The sequence below is a fragment of the Draconibacterium orientale genome, assembly GCF_900111425.1.
Classification (GTDB): Bacteria; Bacteroidota; Bacteroidia; order Bacteroidales; family Prolixibacteraceae; genus Draconibacterium; species Draconibacterium orientale.
Window position 1 is genome coordinate 23,911 of sequence record NZ_FOHT01000028.1, and the last position, 17,508, is coordinate 41,418.

The 17,508-nt window shown below is 40.5% G+C and carries 16 protein-coding genes; 5 read left to right on the forward strand and 11 right to left on the reverse strand.

Annotated features, from left to right (window positions below; genetic code table 11):
* Window positions 1–323: 323 nt before the first annotated feature.
* From nqrF to BMW53_RS14960, 6 genes are read right to left on the reverse strand one after another with little or no spacing between them, the layout of a single operon-like run.
* The gene (gene nqrF, locus BMW53_RS14935; protein WP_038563233.1) at window positions 324–1,595 is read right to left on the reverse strand and encodes an NADH:ubiquinone reductase (Na(+)-transporting) subunit F; all 1,272 of its coding nucleotides are present in this window, start codon (window positions 1,593–1,595) and stop codon (window positions 324–326) included.
* Window positions 1,596–1,616: 21 nt separating this feature from the next.
* Window positions 1,617–2,234 (reverse strand): NADH:ubiquinone reductase (Na(+)-transporting) subunit E, encoded by a 618-nt coding sequence (gene nqrE / locus BMW53_RS14940; protein ID WP_038563230.1) that lies wholly within the window; start codon window positions 2,232–2,234, stop codon window positions 1,617–1,619.
* A gap of 24 nt (window positions 2,235–2,258) precedes the next feature.
* Window positions 2,259–2,903 (reverse strand): NADH:ubiquinone reductase (Na(+)-transporting) subunit D, encoded by a 645-nt coding sequence (locus BMW53_RS14945; RefSeq protein WP_038563227.1) that lies wholly within the window; start codon window positions 2,901–2,903, stop codon window positions 2,259–2,261.
* A gap of 5 nt (window positions 2,904–2,908) precedes the next feature.
* Window positions 2,909–3,607: an NADH:ubiquinone reductase (Na(+)-transporting) subunit C gene (nqrC, locus tag BMW53_RS14950; protein WP_074780900.1), complete on the reverse strand. Its 699-nt coding sequence runs from the start codon at window positions 3,605–3,607 to the stop codon at window positions 2,909–2,911.
* A gap of 16 nt (window positions 3,608–3,623) precedes the next feature.
* The gene (locus tag BMW53_RS14955; protein WP_038563223.1) at window positions 3,624–4,805 is read right to left on the reverse strand and encodes an NADH:ubiquinone reductase (Na(+)-transporting) subunit B; all 1,182 of its coding nucleotides are present in this window, start codon (window positions 4,803–4,805) and stop codon (window positions 3,624–3,626) included.
* Between the two features lie 32 nt (window positions 4,806–4,837).
* Window positions 4,838–6,184, reverse strand: coding sequence for a Na(+)-translocating NADH-quinone reductase subunit A (locus tag BMW53_RS14960; protein ID WP_038563209.1), 1,347 nt, complete (start codon window positions 6,182–6,184; stop codon window positions 4,838–4,840).
* Between the two features lie 435 nt (window positions 6,185–6,619).
* Between BMW53_RS14960 and BMW53_RS14965 the strand changes: the two genes are divergently transcribed.
* Window positions 6,620–7,891, forward strand: a complete 1,272-nt coding sequence (locus BMW53_RS14965; protein WP_168136459.1) for a type IX secretion system plug protein — start codon at window positions 6,620–6,622, stop codon at window positions 7,889–7,891.
* A gap of 126 nt (window positions 7,892–8,017) precedes the next feature.
* Here BMW53_RS14965 and BMW53_RS14970 read toward each other — a convergent pair whose 3' ends face one another.
* A complete protein-coding gene (locus BMW53_RS14970) occupies window positions 8,018–9,931 on the reverse strand; it encodes a sensor histidine kinase (protein WP_139178192.1) in 1,914 nt (637 codons plus the stop codon).
* A 424-nt stretch (window positions 9,932–10,355) separates the two neighbouring features.
* On the opposite strand from BMW53_RS14970, the gene pruA reads away from it, so the two are divergent.
* From pruA to BMW53_RS14985, 3 genes are all read left to right on the forward strand, one after another.
* Window positions 10,356–11,993 carry an L-glutamate gamma-semialdehyde dehydrogenase gene (gene pruA / locus BMW53_RS14975; RefSeq protein ID WP_038563201.1) on the forward strand — a complete coding sequence of 546 codons (1,638 nt, stop codon included), beginning with the start codon at window positions 10,356–10,358 and terminating at the stop codon, window positions 11,991–11,993.
* Window positions 11,994–12,238: 245 nt separating this feature from the next.
* Window positions 12,239–12,547: an FtsB family cell division protein gene (locus BMW53_RS14980; protein WP_051568111.1), complete on the forward strand. Its 309-nt coding sequence runs from the start codon at window positions 12,239–12,241 to the stop codon at window positions 12,545–12,547.
* Between the two features lie 123 nt (window positions 12,548–12,670).
* On the forward strand, window positions 12,671–13,261 hold the full coding sequence (locus BMW53_RS14985; RefSeq protein ID WP_038563196.1) for a YqgE/AlgH family protein: 591 nt from the start codon (window positions 12,671–12,673) through the stop codon (window positions 13,259–13,261).
* Between the two features lie 170 nt (window positions 13,262–13,431).
* On the opposite strand, the gene BMW53_RS14990 is transcribed toward BMW53_RS14985, so the two are convergent.
* Genes BMW53_RS14990 through BMW53_RS15005 form a run of 4 tightly spaced genes read right to left on the reverse strand, consistent with a single transcriptional unit; the run spans window position 13,432 to window position 16,656 of the window.
* Window positions 13,432–14,268: an aminotransferase class IV gene (locus tag BMW53_RS14990; protein ID WP_051568110.1), complete on the reverse strand. Its 837-nt coding sequence runs from the start codon at window positions 14,266–14,268 to the stop codon at window positions 13,432–13,434.
* Window positions 14,269–14,271: 3 nt separating this feature from the next.
* On the reverse strand, window positions 14,272–14,883 hold the full coding sequence (locus BMW53_RS14995; protein WP_038563193.1) for a rhomboid family intramembrane serine protease: 612 nt from the start codon (window positions 14,881–14,883) through the stop codon (window positions 14,272–14,274).
* A complete protein-coding gene (holA, locus tag BMW53_RS15000) occupies window positions 14,883–15,884 on the reverse strand; it encodes a DNA polymerase III subunit delta (protein WP_038563190.1) in 1,002 nt (333 codons plus the stop codon). The genes BMW53_RS14995 and holA overlap by 1 nt, the downstream gene beginning before the upstream one ends.
* 1 nt (window position 15,885) lies before the next feature.
* Window positions 15,886–16,656, reverse strand: coding sequence for an AMP nucleosidase (locus BMW53_RS15005; RefSeq protein ID WP_038563187.1), 771 nt, complete (start codon window positions 16,654–16,656; stop codon window positions 15,886–15,888).
* Window positions 16,657–16,898: 242 nt separating this feature from the next.
* Here BMW53_RS15005 and BMW53_RS15010 point away from each other — a divergent pair, with 242 nt between their 5' ends.
* The gene (locus BMW53_RS15010) at window positions 16,899–17,342 is read left to right on the forward strand and encodes a type I restriction enzyme HsdR N-terminal domain-containing protein (RefSeq protein WP_245749055.1); all 444 of its coding nucleotides are present in this window, start codon (window positions 16,899–16,901) and stop codon (window positions 17,340–17,342) included.
* Window positions 17,343–17,508: the final 166 nt, after the last annotated feature.

Genomic DNA, 17,508 nt, shown 5'->3' on the forward strand with positions numbered 1-17,508 from the left:
TAACCGGAACTCGCAATTTAATAGTACTGAACTCTGCTGTATTTTTGAAGAATCCACCGGTTTCTACAGAAAACGATGGGATTTGTTCGATGAACAAGAAACATGCGTTTCAGACAACGCGCGAGGTAGTTTAACGGACTCTGCAGATGAGCGCTGATTTACTGTCACCCGTTGTGTGAACGTTTTTCTGCGAAAACCTGCATGAACCCTTAGTAGGGGAAGGGTATTAAAAAAGCCACTCCTCATAAAAAGAGAAGTGGCTTTGAAATATTTTGTTCTGGATACTGGATACTTGATACTGGATTCTCAGTACTCAATACTATCTATGATCCAAAGTCGTCGAACAGTACGTTTTCGTCCGGAACGCCTAAATCGTAAAGCATTTTCTGAACCGCATCGTTCATCATTGGTGGTCCACACATGTAGAAATCGATTTCTTCCGGTTCTTCATGCTGGCTCAGGTAGTTATCGTGAATTACCTGGTGAACGAACCCTGTTTTGTATTCAATTCCAAGTTTATCGGCTTCAGGATCTTCACGGTCGAGCGCCAAATGGAATTCGAAATTCGGGAAGTTCTTCTCGATATCTCTAAACTGATCGTAGTAGAAAACTTCTTTCCACGAACGTGCTCCGTACCAGAAAGTAACTTTCTTTTTCGATTCTTTGATGGTATGGAACAAGTGGAATAAGTGCGAGCGCATTGGCGCCATACCTGCACCACCACCTACGAACATCATTTCGCTGTCGTTGTCTTTCAGGAAGAATTCTCCGTAAGGACCCGATACGGTTACTTTATCGCCCGGTTTCAGGTTAAAGATGTAGGATGAACAGATACCCGGATTAACTTTCTTAAATCCGTTGTTTGCACGGTCCCAAGGTGGAGTTGCAATGCGAATGTTCAACATTACAATGTTACCTTCGGCAGGGTGGTTTGCCATAGAATATGCACGGAATGTAGGCTCCGGGTTTTTCATAACCAGGTCGAACATGCCGAATTTTTCCCACTCTTCGCGGTATTCTTCTTCAATGTCCATGTCCTTAAAGTCTACGTCGATTTTAGGTACATCGATCTGAATATATCCACCCGATTTGAAATCAAGCGTTTCGCCTTCAGGTAGTTTAACCACAAATTCTTTGATGAAAGTAGCCACGTTGTGGTTTGAAACCACTTCGCATTCCCACTTTTTAACACCAAGTACTTCTTGTGGAATTTTAATTTGCATGTCTTCTTTTACTTTTACCTGACAAGCCAAACGCCAGTTGTCGTTTTGCTCTTTACGGGTAAAGTAACCAGTTTCGGTAGGCAGAATTGAGCCGCCACCTTCTACAACCTGGCAACGACACATTGCACAAGTTCCACCACCACCACATGCCGATGGAAGAAGAATTTTATTGTTACCGAGAGTCGATAACAGGGTATTTCCCGGTTCAGTTTCAATTTCCAGATCGCCTTCGTTAATGCTAACCTTTACAGTTCCTGATGGCGTAAGTTTCTTTTTGGCGAACAAAAGTAAGGCCACCAACAGAATAATTACACTCAGGAAGAAAACAACACTGGTAATAATTACAGTTGATTGTGCTGACAATAATATCATCTTGCTAATTGTTTTTTAATTCTACAATTTAATTCCGCCGAATCCCATAAATGCCAATCCCATTAAACCGGTTACAATAAATGTAATTCCAAGTCCACGAAGCGGGCCAGGTATTTGTGAGTATTCGATCTTTTCCCTGATGGCCGCAATACCTACAATTGCCAGCAACCAGCCAACGCCCGAACCAATACCGTAAACGGTAGCTTCGCCCACGTTAACAAAAGCTTTTTGCTGCAGGAATAACGATCCTCCAAGAATAGCACAGTTTACTGCAATAAGCGGAAGGAAAATACCCAGCTGGTTGTACAGCACCGGTGCAAATTTCTCCACAATCATTTCCACCAACTGAACCATTGATGCAATTATGGCAATAAACATGATAAAGCGTAGGAAGCTTAGGTCAACATTGGCAAAGCTTTCGCCTAACCAAACCAAAGCACCTTCATTTAATACAAATTTCTCTAACAGGTAGTTAACCGGTACCGTAATTCCTAACACAAAAACTACAGCAATTCCCAAACCGGTTGCAGTACTTACTTTTTTCGAAACAGCCAAATACGAGCACATTCCGAAGAAGTACGCAAATACCATGTTTTCAATAAAAATTGACTTAACAAATATATTAATCAGATTTTCCATTTGAATTTTGTTTTTGCGTTACAATTAATCTTCAATTAGTTTACGGTTACGGCTACGCTGAACCCAGATAATTACACCAACCACAATAAGTGCCATTGGCGAAAGTACCATCAGTCCGTTGTTTTCGTAAAAACCACCGTTCGCAATGTACCAGCTGTCGGGGATTATTTTATAACCCAGTAAAGAGCCAGATCCCAGCAATTCGCGGAAGAAACCAACTACGATAAGAATAAAACCGTATCCGGCTGCGTTTCCAATTCCATCGAGGAACGATTGCCATGGGCGGTTACCCAACGCAAAAGCTTCCAAACGACCCATGATAATACAGTTGGTAATAATTAATCCAACAAACACCGAAAGCTGCTTGCTTACATCGTACACGTAAGCACGAAGTACCTGGTCTACCAAAATTACCAGTGCGGCAATAACTACCAGCTGAACAATAATTCGGATTCGGTTAGGAATTGTATTTCGTAACAATGAAATAATCACGTTTGCAAATGCCAAAACAGCCATAACTGAAATTGTCATTACAATTGACGGTTTCAATTGTGCAGTAACAGCCAGCGCTGAGCAAATACCCAAAACCTGCACGGTAATCGGGTTACTGTCGTTTATCGGATCCGACAGTAATTTTAAATTTTTCTTTGAAAATAATGGTTCGCTCATCTCTCTTAATTTTTATTCTTGTTTAAGAATGCTTCATATCCTGTAAAGTCGTCTTTCAACATGGCTTCCAGACCTTTACTTGTAATTGTACCACCTGAGATTCCGTCAACCTTATGCTCTTCAGGAGCAACCTGACCGGTTTTTGCAACCAGAATAGAAACCAATTCTCCTGAATTATCAAAGATCTCTTTTCCTTTAAATTGCTCTTCAAAACCAGTGGTCGAAATTTCAGCACCCAGTCCCGGAGTTTCACCTTCGTGGTCGAAATTCGCTCCGAAAATGGTATTCATATCGTCGCTAACCGAAACATATCCCCAGATAGGTCCCCAAAGACCGGCTCCGTAAACAGGAAGTACATATTTTCTTCCTTCTTCGGTGTCGCAAACAAATACAGGAAGTACCATTTCGTCGAAACTCTTGGCACGTTCTTTTTTCAGGTCGGTAGTGAAAGCGTTACCGTCAACTTTTTCACCTTTTGTATTAACAAGGTACTCGTCAACAATTTTTTCAGCGTAAATAGCTTCTGCTGTCTCTGCAGTACTTTCAATATTTACCGATGCCAGGATATTTTGTTTTTTCTCTATCTCCACGTTCTTTTTCTGCGCTGGCTTTAATGCCATTGAAACCGAAGCAAGAACGGCAGCCACAATAATTACCATAATGGCTGCATATAAAAATGTGTAAGTATTACTATTTCTGTCCATCTTTTCTTCGTTTTAATTATGCAGAAACTTTAGCTCGTTTTACTCTTCTCTTCACATGACCGGCTACAACGTAGTGGTCGATAAGCGGAGCAAATGTGTTCATCAGCAGAATGGCCAACATCATACCTTCAGGGAAGGCCGGGTTGATCACACGGAAAATGATGGCCAGAATACCGATCAGGAATCCGTAGATCCACTTTCCTTTTTCGGTTTGTGCTGCCGAAACCGGGTCGGTTGCCATAAAAATTGCACCAAACATAAAACCACCTAAAATTAAGTGATGCCAGAAAGGCATTGAAAAGTAAGTAGCAACTTCAGGCGATAAACCTGCACTGCCCGAAAATGCGTTAAGGATAAGTCCCATTACTGCACCACCGGCAATGGTTGAAACCATAATTTTCCAGCTTCCGATTCCGGTAATGATCAACAATACAGCTCCGATAAGAATGGCCAGTGTCGATGTTTCACCAATCGATCCGGGGATAAAACCAAAGAATGCATCGGCTACACTGTAATTTAAGTGTCCTGCTGCTGCATCGGCCATTGGAGTTGCTCCTGAAAAACCGTCAACTACTTTATCGGTGTCTTTTAATGCAATCCAAACCGAGTCGCCCGACATTTGTGCCGGATAAGCGAAGAAAAGGAAAGCACGTGCTACCAGCGCCGGGTTCCAGATGTTCATTCCGGTTCCACCAAATACCTCTTTACCCAGAATTACGGCAAAAGCTGTTGCAACAGCAATCATCCAAAGCGGAGTATTTACAGGCATAATAAGTGGAATAAGCATACCCGATACCAGAAATCCTTCCTGAATTTCGTGACCGCGCAGTTGAGCGAAAACGAATTCAATTCCTAAACCTACTGCATACGATACAATTACAATTGGAAGTACTTTAATTAAACCAAACAGGAAGATGTCGAAAAATCCTGTTGAGGCCAATTCGCCAATGGCTTTAAAGTGCTGCACTCCTACGTTGTACATTCCGAACAACAAAGCCGGAACCACCGATAAAACAACAATCGACATGGTACGTTTCAAATCGATGTAATCGTGAATGTGCGTACCCGTTTTCGACGTGGTTTTTGGCGTGTATAAAAATGTAAAGAATCCGTCGTGTACCGAATTGAGCCAGTGGTATTTGGCTCCCTTCTGAACCAGCGGTTCTGTCCTTTCAAAAAAGTTTTTTATAAATTTCATCTCTTAAAAGACTAATTAGTTACTTGTAATGATTAACCAAGCTCTTTGATCATGGTATTAATTCCTTCGCGCAAAATTTTCTGAACCTCGATTTTTGAAGTACAGGCGTATTCACACAAGGCGAAGTCTTCTTCTATTACTTCATAAATACCAAAGTTTTCCATTTTGTCAAGATCATTCACCAGGATTGCCTTTAACAGGTAAACCGGAAGAATATCCATAGGAACCAGTTTTTCGTATTGGTTCGACAAAACAAAAGCGCGTTCGCCACCATGTATGTTGGCATTCATTGTGTACTCTTTTTTCGGGAACAATTTTCCGAAATAGGCTTTGGTTGCACTGAATTTGTTAAAACCAGGATCGGCCCAGCCTAAAAATTCGTACTCATCGCCTTCAGGAATAACACTGATGTGCGAATCGTAAAAACCAACATAGCTTTTTTCAGATACTTTGGTTCCGGTAAGTACGTTACCGCTGATAATACGCTGGTTGTAATCGGCTTCTACCAATTTACCGCCAACTATTGTAGCAACAGGTGCACCCAAAGTAGTTTGGTAATATTTAGGTGTTTTAACCTCTGATCCGGTTAAAGCAACAGCTTTTGTAAAATCAACTTTTCCGGTTTCGAACAGGCGACCAATAAACAATACATCCTGAACGTTAATGGTCCAAACCACTTCTCCCTTGTTAATCGGAGATGTATTGGCGATTTGAATACCAACGTTACCTGCAGGGTGAGGACCCTCGAACGTATTAACCACAACATTTTTTAGCGAAGTAAAAGCCGAATCCTTTGAAACTCCAAGGTTTACTTTTCCTTCGGTAAGTTGAGCCAATGCGTTAACACCGGTTTGGAATGTATCCATTTGGCCATCGATAACAAAATTGTAATCGGGTGCCAATGGAGCCGTGTCGAATGTTGAAATGTAAATGGCTTTTGGTTTCTCCTCCGGATTGGCGATAATACCATACGGACGTTTTTTGATAAACGGCCATAAACCACTTTTCAAAATTTGTTCCTTCACCTCTTCCGCCGATAAGGTTGATGGATCAGCTTTTTTAAATTCGGCTGAACCAATTTTCTCGTCGGTTGCAATAACTACTTCCAAAATTTTACGACGTTCACCACGGTTAATCGATACTACTTTTCCTCCAAGGGGAGCAGTAAATAAGATTTCGGGATGATATTTGTCGTAGAACAAAGCGTCGCCGGCTTTAACCTCAGCGTCAACTTTTACACTAAGTTTTGGAGTAAGTCCCGGAAAATCGGTGGGTTTCAGAGCTACTGTTGCCGGAACCGGCAATTTGTCAAGTGCCTTTTCTGCACTTCCTTTTAGCTTTATATTAAGCCCTTTCCTTAACTTAATTACTTCTGACATATTGAATTAAGAATGTATTATTTTTAAGTGGGCAAAAGTATTAATTTTATTGGCTTTTCGCAATGCTTTATAGCAAAAGTTCAACGGTTTCAAATATGAAGATATGTGTATATCGGAATAGTATTCGTAAGTGTCAGTAGTTGAATGAAATAAGAAATTAATTCCGTCGTTATTTATCTTCAGATTAAATTAACATTTTGTTATCTATTTTAACGATTTAACTATAAAAAGGCGACACATTTCTGCGAAATTTGTGTTTTCGGTTTTGATATGAGATACGAATTGCAGATTTTTACGTTTTAACAAGGCATGCACTATTTTTTGCGATACAGTTAGTAAGCATTTTAGCTGTTTTTTAGAAAAGAATAATTGCGAAAAAAGTAAGGGCAGAACAATACCAACAATAACAAAGCAAAACAAATGAAAACTGTTTTTTTGACCACTATATTATTCCTGATTTTAAGTTTGGGGGCCATAGGGCAGGAGGAGAATTTTTACTACGAAAATGCCATTAACCGCGAGAATATAAAAACGGTGCAGGCCTATAGGAGTGGTTTCGAGCTCTCGAACCCGGTAATGGGACTGAACGAAAACATTACATTGGTTTTTAAATTCGATGACCTTTCGGAAGGGGTAAAAGATTATTACTACACCGTGGTGCATTGCGATGCCGACTGGAACGAGAGTTTTATTTCGCAGGACGAATACATCGATGGTTTTATCGAAAATCCTGTTGATGATTATGCTTTGTCGTTTAACACCACTTTTAGCTATGTAAATTACCGTATTGAATTGCCCAATGATCAGATGCGCTTTAAACTTTCGGGAAATTATGTTTTGGTGGTTTATGAAGATCAGGATAAGGAAAAGGTGGTTTTAACGAAACGTTTTTATATCTACGAAAATGCTGTACGTATTGAAGGAACGGTGCGGCGCGCCACCGCCGATGCTTTTGAAGGCAGCAACCACGAGGTTGATTTTAAAATACACCATCCCAATTTGTCTATCTTAAATCCGCGAGAAGAAGTGAAGGTGGTAATTATGCAGAATAACCGTTGGGATAATGCCATTCGAAATTTGAAGCCACTGTATATCCGGGAAGGGATTTTGGATTACGATTATAACCGCGAAAATGTATTTCCGGCAGGAAACGAGTTTCGGTATTTCGACAATCGAACCAACCGGATGAATGGCGAAAATGTGATTGCCACCGATTTTCACCGGCCTTATTTTCATAAAACAGTTAAAATTGATGAAGTGCGTGCCAATAAACCGTTTTTCTCGTACGAAGAAATGAACGGGATGTACGTGGTGGAAAGCCAGGACCAGGAGGTGCGCGATTATGATACCGAGTGCGATTATACCTTTGTGCATTTTACATTGCCACTGGAAGCGCCGTTACTTGGTGGATCGGTGAATGTATTTGGAGCGCTAAGCAACTGGAATGCCAACAAAAGCAATGAAATGACCTATAATTTCGAGCGCGGAGAATATGAATTGACTTTGTTGTTAAAGCAGGGCTATTATAATTATATCTACGTTTATGTGCCGCAGGGAGCAAAAGTAGCCGACCACACCAATATTGAAGGAAGCTTTTGGGAAACCAGTAATGATTATCAGATTCTGGTGTATTACCGTGATTTAGCCGGCCGTTATGACAGGTTGGTCGGATACCGTCAATTAAATTCCGTTATAAACAGGTACTAAGTGGTTGATATTGTTTCTGGTTTCTGTTGTTTGAAATAGTTTGAAATGTTTGACAACCAATTGAAAACTGCAACCGAAAACTGTCAACTGCGTCTGAAAACTCTTAACTGGAACTGCCAACTGACATTAGCTTACGATTTTCATGTAACCTCGTCCGTCGCTAAAAGGTAGCATAAACCAGAAATTACTTCCTTTATCCACTTTCGATTCAAATTCCAATTCCCCGCCCAAAAGCGTAACGTAATGCTGGGCAATTGGCAATCCAATTCCGGAACCTGAAGTCGTTTGGTTTATTTTATTCTGCACGCGGTAAAAACGACTGAAGATGTGTTCGTAATCTTCCTCAGGAATACCAATTCCAGTGTCGGCAACATAAAACTTCACAAAGTCGTTGCGTACCATCTCAAAGCCGAAAGTAACTTGTCCGCTTAAGGTGTATTTTACAGCGTTGTCAACCAAAATTGTCATCGCCTCTTTCAGTAACTGCGGATCGGTAGAAAAGCCAAATTCAGGAGTGGCAACATCGGTTTTTAAGCTAATGCGAATATCCTTGCTATCCGGAAGTTCGGCAAAATAGGCATTGTAAATTTCGCGAAGCAGCGGATTTATTTTGCTGAAAGTGGCATGAACCGGAATATTCTCGGTTTCAATTTTTGCCAGATGCACCGTGTTGTCGATCATATTTAATAATTGCTGACCGTTTTGTGTGATGGCTTCGGTGAGTTCCAGTCGTTCCAATCCATCGAGCGAATCATCGGCCAGCATGCGCGTAAAGTTGGAGATAATGTTCATTGGTGTGCGAATCTCATGCGACAGGTTAGCGAGGAACGCCGATTTTAACCGATCGGATTCTTCTGCTTTTACGAGTGCTTTTTCCAGACCGAATTCTGCAGTTTTACGTTTGGTAATATCGCGCGCCACCGAAATTACTGCATTGGCATTGAGTTTGGCCAGGCGCATTTCGAACATAAATGTTCCGTTGGGAGTATTTAACGAGTATTCAATACTTTCAATCGTGTCGTTTTTAATACAATGCTGAATACATGAGTAGATCTTGTGTGCCAATTTATCCGGAAATCCGGCATTAAAAATAGAGCTGCCAATAATATTCGAGTCCTCAATTTTAAACAGGTTGCCTTCTTTTATTACAAAGTCCTCGTAAATACCATCCTTATCAATAACAAAGAAAATATCAGGAATCGCCTCAAGTAGTACTTTGTAGCGCCGTTTGCTGGCTTCCAAATCTGCAAGCTGCTTTTTGGTTTTTGTAATGTCTTCAAAAACCAGGTAGTAGGAGTTGTAGGATGGATTTAGCACATGAATTTTAAACCATTTATCGAGGGTGTCGGCATAAAACTCAGTCACACTCTTTTTATTGAAAAGAACGGTTTTGTTTACATCAAAGCGGCCTTTAAAAATAAGGTCGAATACGTATTCGGCTTCCTGTTCCTGCACTTCGTACAAATTGCGTTTAAAAGCCGCTTCAAAGGCATTGTTTATTTTTTCCACCACCAGGTTGGTGATATTTCCGTCTTCGTCGCGTAAGGCGCGTAGTCGCGAAATCAGAAACGAAGTGTTTTGTAAAACACGGTGAATTGCTTCGTTTTTCGAGTTGATTTCCTCGGTCAGAACTTCAATGTTTGTAATCAGTTTTTTACGGAGATAAAAGGTTGCCAGAAAAAAGGCTGTGAATATTAAAACAGGGTTGCTGGCAAAAGGATCGAAATAAGTAAATGCATCGCTTAAATGTCCGGCTTTCAGCAGGTGAAAACAAATTAGCGCCAGCGACACAAAAAAGTAAATGATCACCCGAGTTTCCATCAACGAGAAATAGTACAGAAAAACCAGCCCGGCCATTAGCCACCACACCGAAAGATGTACTGTTTCAATTAGCGGTGCATGTTGTGTTAAGTCCGAGATGTAAAAGGCGTAAATAAAAACGGGTAACGAAAAAATAACATTGGTGGCGCAATTCTTTTTTGCATTAAAAGTGCAAACTATGCCTAAAATTGAAACCGAAAGAAGAAGAAGATAGCTCACCAGATCGCTTTTAGGCGCCGCAAGAATTAGCTCGCGTATCGATAAAAATAACGACAGAACTCCCGCAACTTCCCAAAATAACAGAAGCTGAAAAAGCTGCCTTTTTTCATGATCAGTTTTAGCAGCCCAGAATCTTTCTGCTAATATTTTATATATCCTTTTTAACAATAATGTAAAAATATTAAAAAACAGGTACGTCTCGGCAAATCAAACGATTTTTCGGGGAAAAATTGTCAAAATGGGAAACTGAAAACCTGATTTTTATTTTGTTTTTAAGGGTTTTTGTTCTAAATGTTTGGCTATAAGACGGTTGATTTAAACTCTGTTTTTCGATTATGATTTTTGTTATGCTTTGTGAGAATGCGATTTTTTAGATTTGCATAAACAGACCAGAAGAATTACAAACGATAAATATTAAAGAATTATGCCAAAAGGAATTTACAACGTTCCGGTTGCTAAAAACGAACCGGTTTTAAGTTATGCTCCGGGATCTCCGGAAAGAGCAGAGCTGCAGGCTAAATTGCAGGAATTACGCTCGGAAGAACTCGACCAGCCAATGATTATTGGAGGAAAAGAAGTTTATACCGACAGAAAAGTCCGGATGTTTCCACCTCACGAAATTGCGCATACTTTAGGCTATTATAATCAGGGCGATGCCAGCCACGTTGAAATGGCAATTGATGCGGCTTTGGAAGCCAGAACAGAGTGGGCAAACCTGTCGTGGCAACACCGTGCGTCAATTTTCCTGAAAGCAGCTGATCTTTTGGCAGGACCATATCGTGCAAAAATCAATGCTGCATCGATGCTGGGACAATCAAAAAATGCTTTCCAGGCCGAAATTGATGCGGCTTGTGAGTTCGCCGACTTTTTACGTTTCGGCGTTCAGGTAATGACTGAGATTTATAAAATTCAGCCCGAGTCGGCAAAAGGTATCTGGAACTACAACGAATACCGTCCGTTGGAAGGTTTTGTTTTCGCACTTACTCCGTTCAACTTTACATCAATTGCCGGAAACCTTCCTGCAGCACCTGCCATGATGGGTAACGTTGCCGTTTGGAAACCATCGAAAACTGCTGTTTATTCAGCTGGTGTAATTATGGAAATCTTTAAAGAAGCCGGTTTACCTGATGGTGTTATCAACCTGGTTTATGCATCGGGTCCTGTTGCTGCCGATACTGTGCTTACTCATCCTGAGTTTGCCGGAATTCACTTTACCGGTTCAACAGCTGTATTCCAAAGCATTTGGAAAACCATTGGCGAGAACATTTACAAATACAAATCATACCCACGTATCGTTGGCGAGACGGGTGGAAAAGACTTCATTTTTGCTGATCCTACAGCTAAAAAACGCGAACTGGCCATTGCGATGTTGCGTGGTGCTTTCGAATACCAGGGACAGAAATGTTCGGCAGCTTCAAGATGTTATGTTCCGGCAAGTATCTGGCCGGAAGTAAAAGAGATATTAGGCGCTGAGCTGGCTACCGTAAAAATGGGGCCGGTTGAAGATTTCACCAATTTCGTGAATGCCGTTATCGACGAGTCGTCGTTTGATAAACTGAAAGGTTTTATCGACCAGGCAAAAGAAGACGAAGATGCTGAAGTGATTTTTGGCGGAAACTGCGATAAATCAGTTGGTTATTTTGTTGAGCCAACAGTTATTCTGGCTAAAAAACCAGATTACATTACCATGAAAGAAGAGTTGTTTGGCCCTGTGCTTACGGTTTACGTTTACGAAGACGAAGACATGGATGCAACGCTTGATCTGGTTGATACAACTTCGATTTATGCACTTACAGGTGCTGTTTGGTCGCAAAGCCGTTACAATATCGAGAAAATTTCAAAACGTTTGGAAAACTGCGCAGGTAACTTTTACATTAACGACAAGCCAACAGGTGCTGTTGTAGGCCAGCAGCCATTCGGTGGTGCGCGTGGTTCGGGTACCGACGACAAAGCAGGTTCTATTTTTAACATGCTTCGCTGGACGGCAATCCGCACGATTAAAGAAAACTTTGTACCACCGATAGATTATACTTATCCGAATTTTCAGCCGGATAATGAATAGATATTAATAATTGAAATTCAGGTTATTAAGGTTAAACTGTTGAAAAAGGGGAATCGGAATTGTTCGGTTCCTCTTTTTTTTGGTCGCGAAAGATTCTACTTTTGTGATACCAATTTTGAAAATGTTTAGGCTATTGTCAACTATTTTTAAATTGGTTTAATGCCCGATATGGAAAAACACAGGCATTAGAAGTGAACTAAAGGCTCAATGTTTTTCATTATCGGTATATCAACATTTAGAGGAACATGAACAAGGAAATATTTAAGTCCGGAAATTTTAAAAGCATCGGTAACAAGTTTGTTATCGCCTTTATTCTTTTTGCTGTCTGGATTATATTTTTTGATGAAAACAGCATTGTTTCTCATGCGAAAAGCAAGCGTCAGCTGAATGAGTTGAAGCAACAAAAAGAATATTACCAGAAACGCATTGCCTCCGACAGACAAAAGCTTCAGGACCTGAATAAAGGGAAAGCGGAACTGGAAAAATTTGCCCGCGAACAATACCAAATGTCGAAACCCGACGAGGATGTTTTTATTATTGTTGAAGAAGAGTAGAGTAACTTTTGATAAACAATAATTTCTTGCGATTAAAACATTCTATTAATAAATCCGTTACAGATTAGTGTAAGATTAGCTGCTATTTGATAGCCAATATAAATTTCTTATATTGCTTTTAGAATGAATGAGAATCTTGACATATTCAAAATAAAATCGAATAACATTGCACCACAAAAGGGGCGGGTTTTAATTGCTGAACCATTTTTGGCAGGCAATTATTTTAATCGTTCGGTGGTATTTCTCGTTGCTTTTAGTCAAAAAGGAGCAGTGGGGTTTATCCTGAATAAAAAGGTCGATTTTCCGGTGCAGGATGCGTTCCCGGATTTTCCTGACTTTAATGCCGATGTGTATTTAGGAGGTCCTGTTTCTACCGATTCAATTTATTTTATTCACAAACTGGGCGATAAACTTCCGGGAAGTATTCATGTGATGGGAGACTTGTATTGGGGGGGCGACTTTGAAGTGTTGAAAAGAGACATTCGCACAGGAAAGATAAATCCTTCAGATATTCGGTTTTTCCTTGGCTATTCCGGCTGGGATGGAGGTCAGTTAGAGGAGGAATTAAAAGAGGATTCGTGGTTGGTAACAGATGTTGAGCAAAACGATGTAATGAAAGATTTGAGTGAATCGTCGTGGTTCGATTTTGTAAAAAAAGCCGGTAACCGTTATTCGGTATGGGAAAATTTTCCTGAGAATCCCGCGCTTAACTAGTGTCAGGTCAAGCCTGCTCTATCGCCCCAAGTATTGTTCTTTTTCGTTTTTACTCATCATAAAAACACTCACGTAGCTAGGGCTATGCTTTCTTTTTCTGATTTCGAAAAATTCAAACAATAACTTCAACTTAGCCGACATTTAAGACTTGACTTAACACTTTTCGCTTTTCATCTCTGATTTTCTGTTTTCCTTTCTAAAAATTGATTTAAAGCAGAATAAATCCGGTCGGAAAATTCATGAACGTAACGTCGGTTATTAAATCCTAAAACCCATTGTATTCCTTTCGTTTCAGAAGCAAAGAATATTTCATCCATCTCTTGCAGATACGTTGGTTCCAAATCATCAGTTTCTACCACTTTCATGTTTATTTCATTCGCCAGTCGCATAATTTGCGGGCGAATTACATCACCGTAACAACCTGTTTTTATCATTGGCGTAAAAAGTACATTTTCTTTAATCATAAAAAGATTGGCGGCAATCCCTTCACAAACAATGCCCTTTTCATTTAATATTACTGCAGCGGCGTTTGGTGTCTTTATACATTCAGCTTTTACCTGTTCCCAAAATGGTGCTTTTGTAAAGCAAGAGTTATAAGCTTGAGAATGGCTAACCAGTTTCAGTTCTGACACCTGCAGGAGAAGCCCCTGTTTGATACCTGGGAAATCAAAATCCTCGAAAGCTTTACAGGTAATCAGGTAATCGATTTTTTCTTCAGAGATAAAAAACTGAAAAGTGATCAATCCGGTCCGGTAAAACCGGTTTTTATTGAGCATCCGTTTCAGTAGCCTGAATAATTCGCGGCGGTTTTTAAACAGGTCAGGAAGATCGTGTCCGAGAGTTTTTAATTCTATTTCCACGATGTCCAGGTTTTCGTCGAGCAGCGGAATTCCGCCAAAACCAAACCAAATGCTGTGTTTATACACATCGGGCGTGTTTAACAGAAAAGGTGTAAGGTTGGTTTCTGCTTCTTTTAAAATTCGATTATTTATAAGCAGGTAGGCCATAAACTACAGGAACGAAAACAAATTGTCGATAAAGCGGGTAAATAATTCGGGTTTTAGCAAAATTGGGAAAATGAAACCAAAAACAGCTCCCAAAAAGTGGGCATCATGTGCCACATTGTCCGATTGTCGTTTACTCATTTGGTACGAGTAAAAAAGGTAACCGGCGGCAAACAAAATTCCGGGAATTGGAAGCACGGCAAACAAATACAACGACTCCCAGGGCTGGAAAAAAATGGTGGCAAACAGCACAGCCGACACCGCACCTGAAGCACCAACGGCATTGTAGTAATAGTTGTTTTTATGTTTTATCAGGCTCCAGATGTTCGAAGCCAAAATACCGCCGAAATACAACAAAAGAAAATAAGCTGTGGCTTTATTTCCAAAGTAATAGTCGAAATAAACCACGGTATTTCGTCCGAAAAAATAAAGTACCAGCATGTTTACACCCAAATGCGACCAGTTGGCATGAACAAAGGCGTGGCTCACGAGGCGGTAAAATTCTTTCCGGTGAATAATTTGTACGGCATTAAACTGAAGCTTTGCCGATAACTCGCGGTTTTGAAAGGCAATATATGAAATTACGGCAGTTACGCCGATAATAAACCAAACTATCATTAGTGTAATATTTTATAGATCATTTCCTTTTGCAACTCGCCGGTTTCAACCATTGTTGATACGTTAAATCCTTTGCTTTTCATGTCGTATTCGCGCAGGACTCCCATAATTTCGTACAGCTTGGTAGGAGAGTAACGCTTGGCTGCCGAAACATATTCTTTTACAAAAAAAGGATGAACACGTAGTTCGGCTGCGACATTTCGTTCCGATTTGTCTTTTAGAAAATGATAAGTAAACAGTTTTGAAAAATAGAAATACAGTCCGGCCACGGTTTTCTGAATCGGGTTCAGCGTTGGGTTCGATCCAAAATAATTAATGATCCGGTTGGCTTTTAGCACATTTTTTTCGCCCAATGCATTTTGAAGCTCAAGAATGTTAAACTCTTTGCTCAGCCCGATATTTTTTTCGATATGCTCGGGTGTAATTTTTGTGGTGTCTTTTACGGCAATTACCAGTTTGTTCAGCTCGTTGGCAATTTTGCTTAAATCCGTTCCCAGGTACGAAGTAAGCAATAAAGCTGCCTGCGGTGTGATGGTATAATTGTGCGTTCTTAGAAAACCGTCAATCCAGCCCGGAATTTTATTCTCGTACAGTTTTTTCGAGGTGAAAAGTACACCGTTCTTTTTTATGGCTTTGGCCAGTTTTGTTCGCGAATCGAGGGTTTTGTATTTGTAAGCCAATACCAAAATGGTAGAAGCCAGCGGCTTTTCGGCATACGATGTCAACGTTTCTATTTTGCTCAGGCTTTGCGCTTCTTTCACAATTATTACCTGCTTGCTGGCCATCATCGGGAAACGTAACGAGGCTTCTACAATGTTTACCGGATCCGAATCTTTTCCATAAAAAATGGTTTGGTTAAATCCTTTTTCGGCATCAGTCAGCACCTTGTCTTCAATATAATCCGATAGTTCATCAATAAAATAAGCTTCTTCGCCCTGTAACAAATAAATGGGGTGATAGATGCCTTTTTTCAGGTTGTGCAGTATGTCGCTGTACTCCATTTTAAAATCGTAAGTGTTTTACAGAAAGTCCGTGGTTTTTAATTTCCAGTAGCGCATCAATACCAGCCTGAATATGCCTCTCTACATAGGATGAAGAAACATATTGATCGCTTTTGTCGGTTTTTACGCCGGTAGAGATCATAGGCTGATCGGATACCAGTAATAAAACTCCGGTTGGTATTTGGTTGGCAAAACCAACGGTAAACAGGGTTGCTGTTTCCATATCGATGGCCATTGCGCGTGTTTTTTTGAGGTACTTTTTAAAGCGTTCGTCGTATTCCCAAACCCGGCGGTTGGTGGTTAACACCACGCCTGTCCAGTAATCCTGCTCCGAATTTCGGAGAATGTGCGAAACTGCCCGCTGCAGGTTAAATGCCGGAAGTGCCGGAACTTCAGGTGGCAGGTAATCAGCCGATGTACCGTCGCTGCGGATAGCCGCAATCGGTAGGATAAAATCGCCGAGCTGGTTTTTCTTTTTTAAACCTCCACATTTTCCCAGAAACAAAACTGCTTTTGGGTGTATGGCACTTAACAAATCCATTACTGTAGCCGCATTGGGGCTTCCCATGCCAAAGTTGATCATGGTAATGCCTTCGGCAGTTGCACTGGGCATGTTTTTGTCGGTTCCTTCAACCGGAACCTCAAATTTGCGTGCAAACCGTTCTACGTAATCCTGAAAATTAGTGAGCAAAATATACTGGCCAATTTCTTCGAGCTTTTTGCCGGTATATCGCGGCAGCCAGTTGTCAACAATTTCTTTTTTCGTCTTCATAAGCTGAATTATTCTACCTTTGAACAAATAGGAAAACTTTTGGTTTTAAGGCGAACACAAATGTACATTTTTAGCGCTCGCCAGCCAAGTTGAGTTAGCCTGATTAATTCATTTTTTTGAATTAATTACCCGAAGGGTTGACGAAATAATTAAAAAATGATTATTTGTCAGGGATAACTCAATCGTCAACACTATGTGTGCAAATTTTTTTGAATTTTTCCGATTAATAAGTTAATGAGAAGATGATGTATAAACTGAATTTGCCGGAATATGCTTTCCGAACAAAAACAGAAAATAATAAGACATTGATATTTGATCCGATACGGAAGAAATTTGTGGTGCTGACGCCGGAAGAATGGGTGCGCCAGAATTTTATTCAATATCTGATACAGGAAAAAAGTTATCCGCAGAATTTAATGGCTGTGGAAAAACAAATTAAGGTGAATCAGCAACAGCGGCGTTTCGATTTATTGATTTATCAGCGAAACGGAAATCCATATTTTATTGCTGAATTTAAAGCGCCAAACGTTAAAATTACGCAGAACGCTTTCGATCAGGTGGTGCGCTACAACATGGCTTTGCGCGTTGAACGGGTAGTGGTATCGAACGGAATGCAACATTTTGCCTGCCAGATTGACTATGAAAAGAACAGCTATTCTTTTTTGAAGGAAATACCAGGGTTTTAGTTAGGTAACTCTTATGCAACTACGCTCCGTCATGCTGTCCGTCAGCTGACGGATTCAGCATCTGTTAAGCAGCCGGGATTCCGAAACAAGTTCGGAATGACGTAGCCGAAGATTAATGTGTTAGCAGAGTAAGATGTGTTACGAAGCGAAAATGGTAGCCATGATT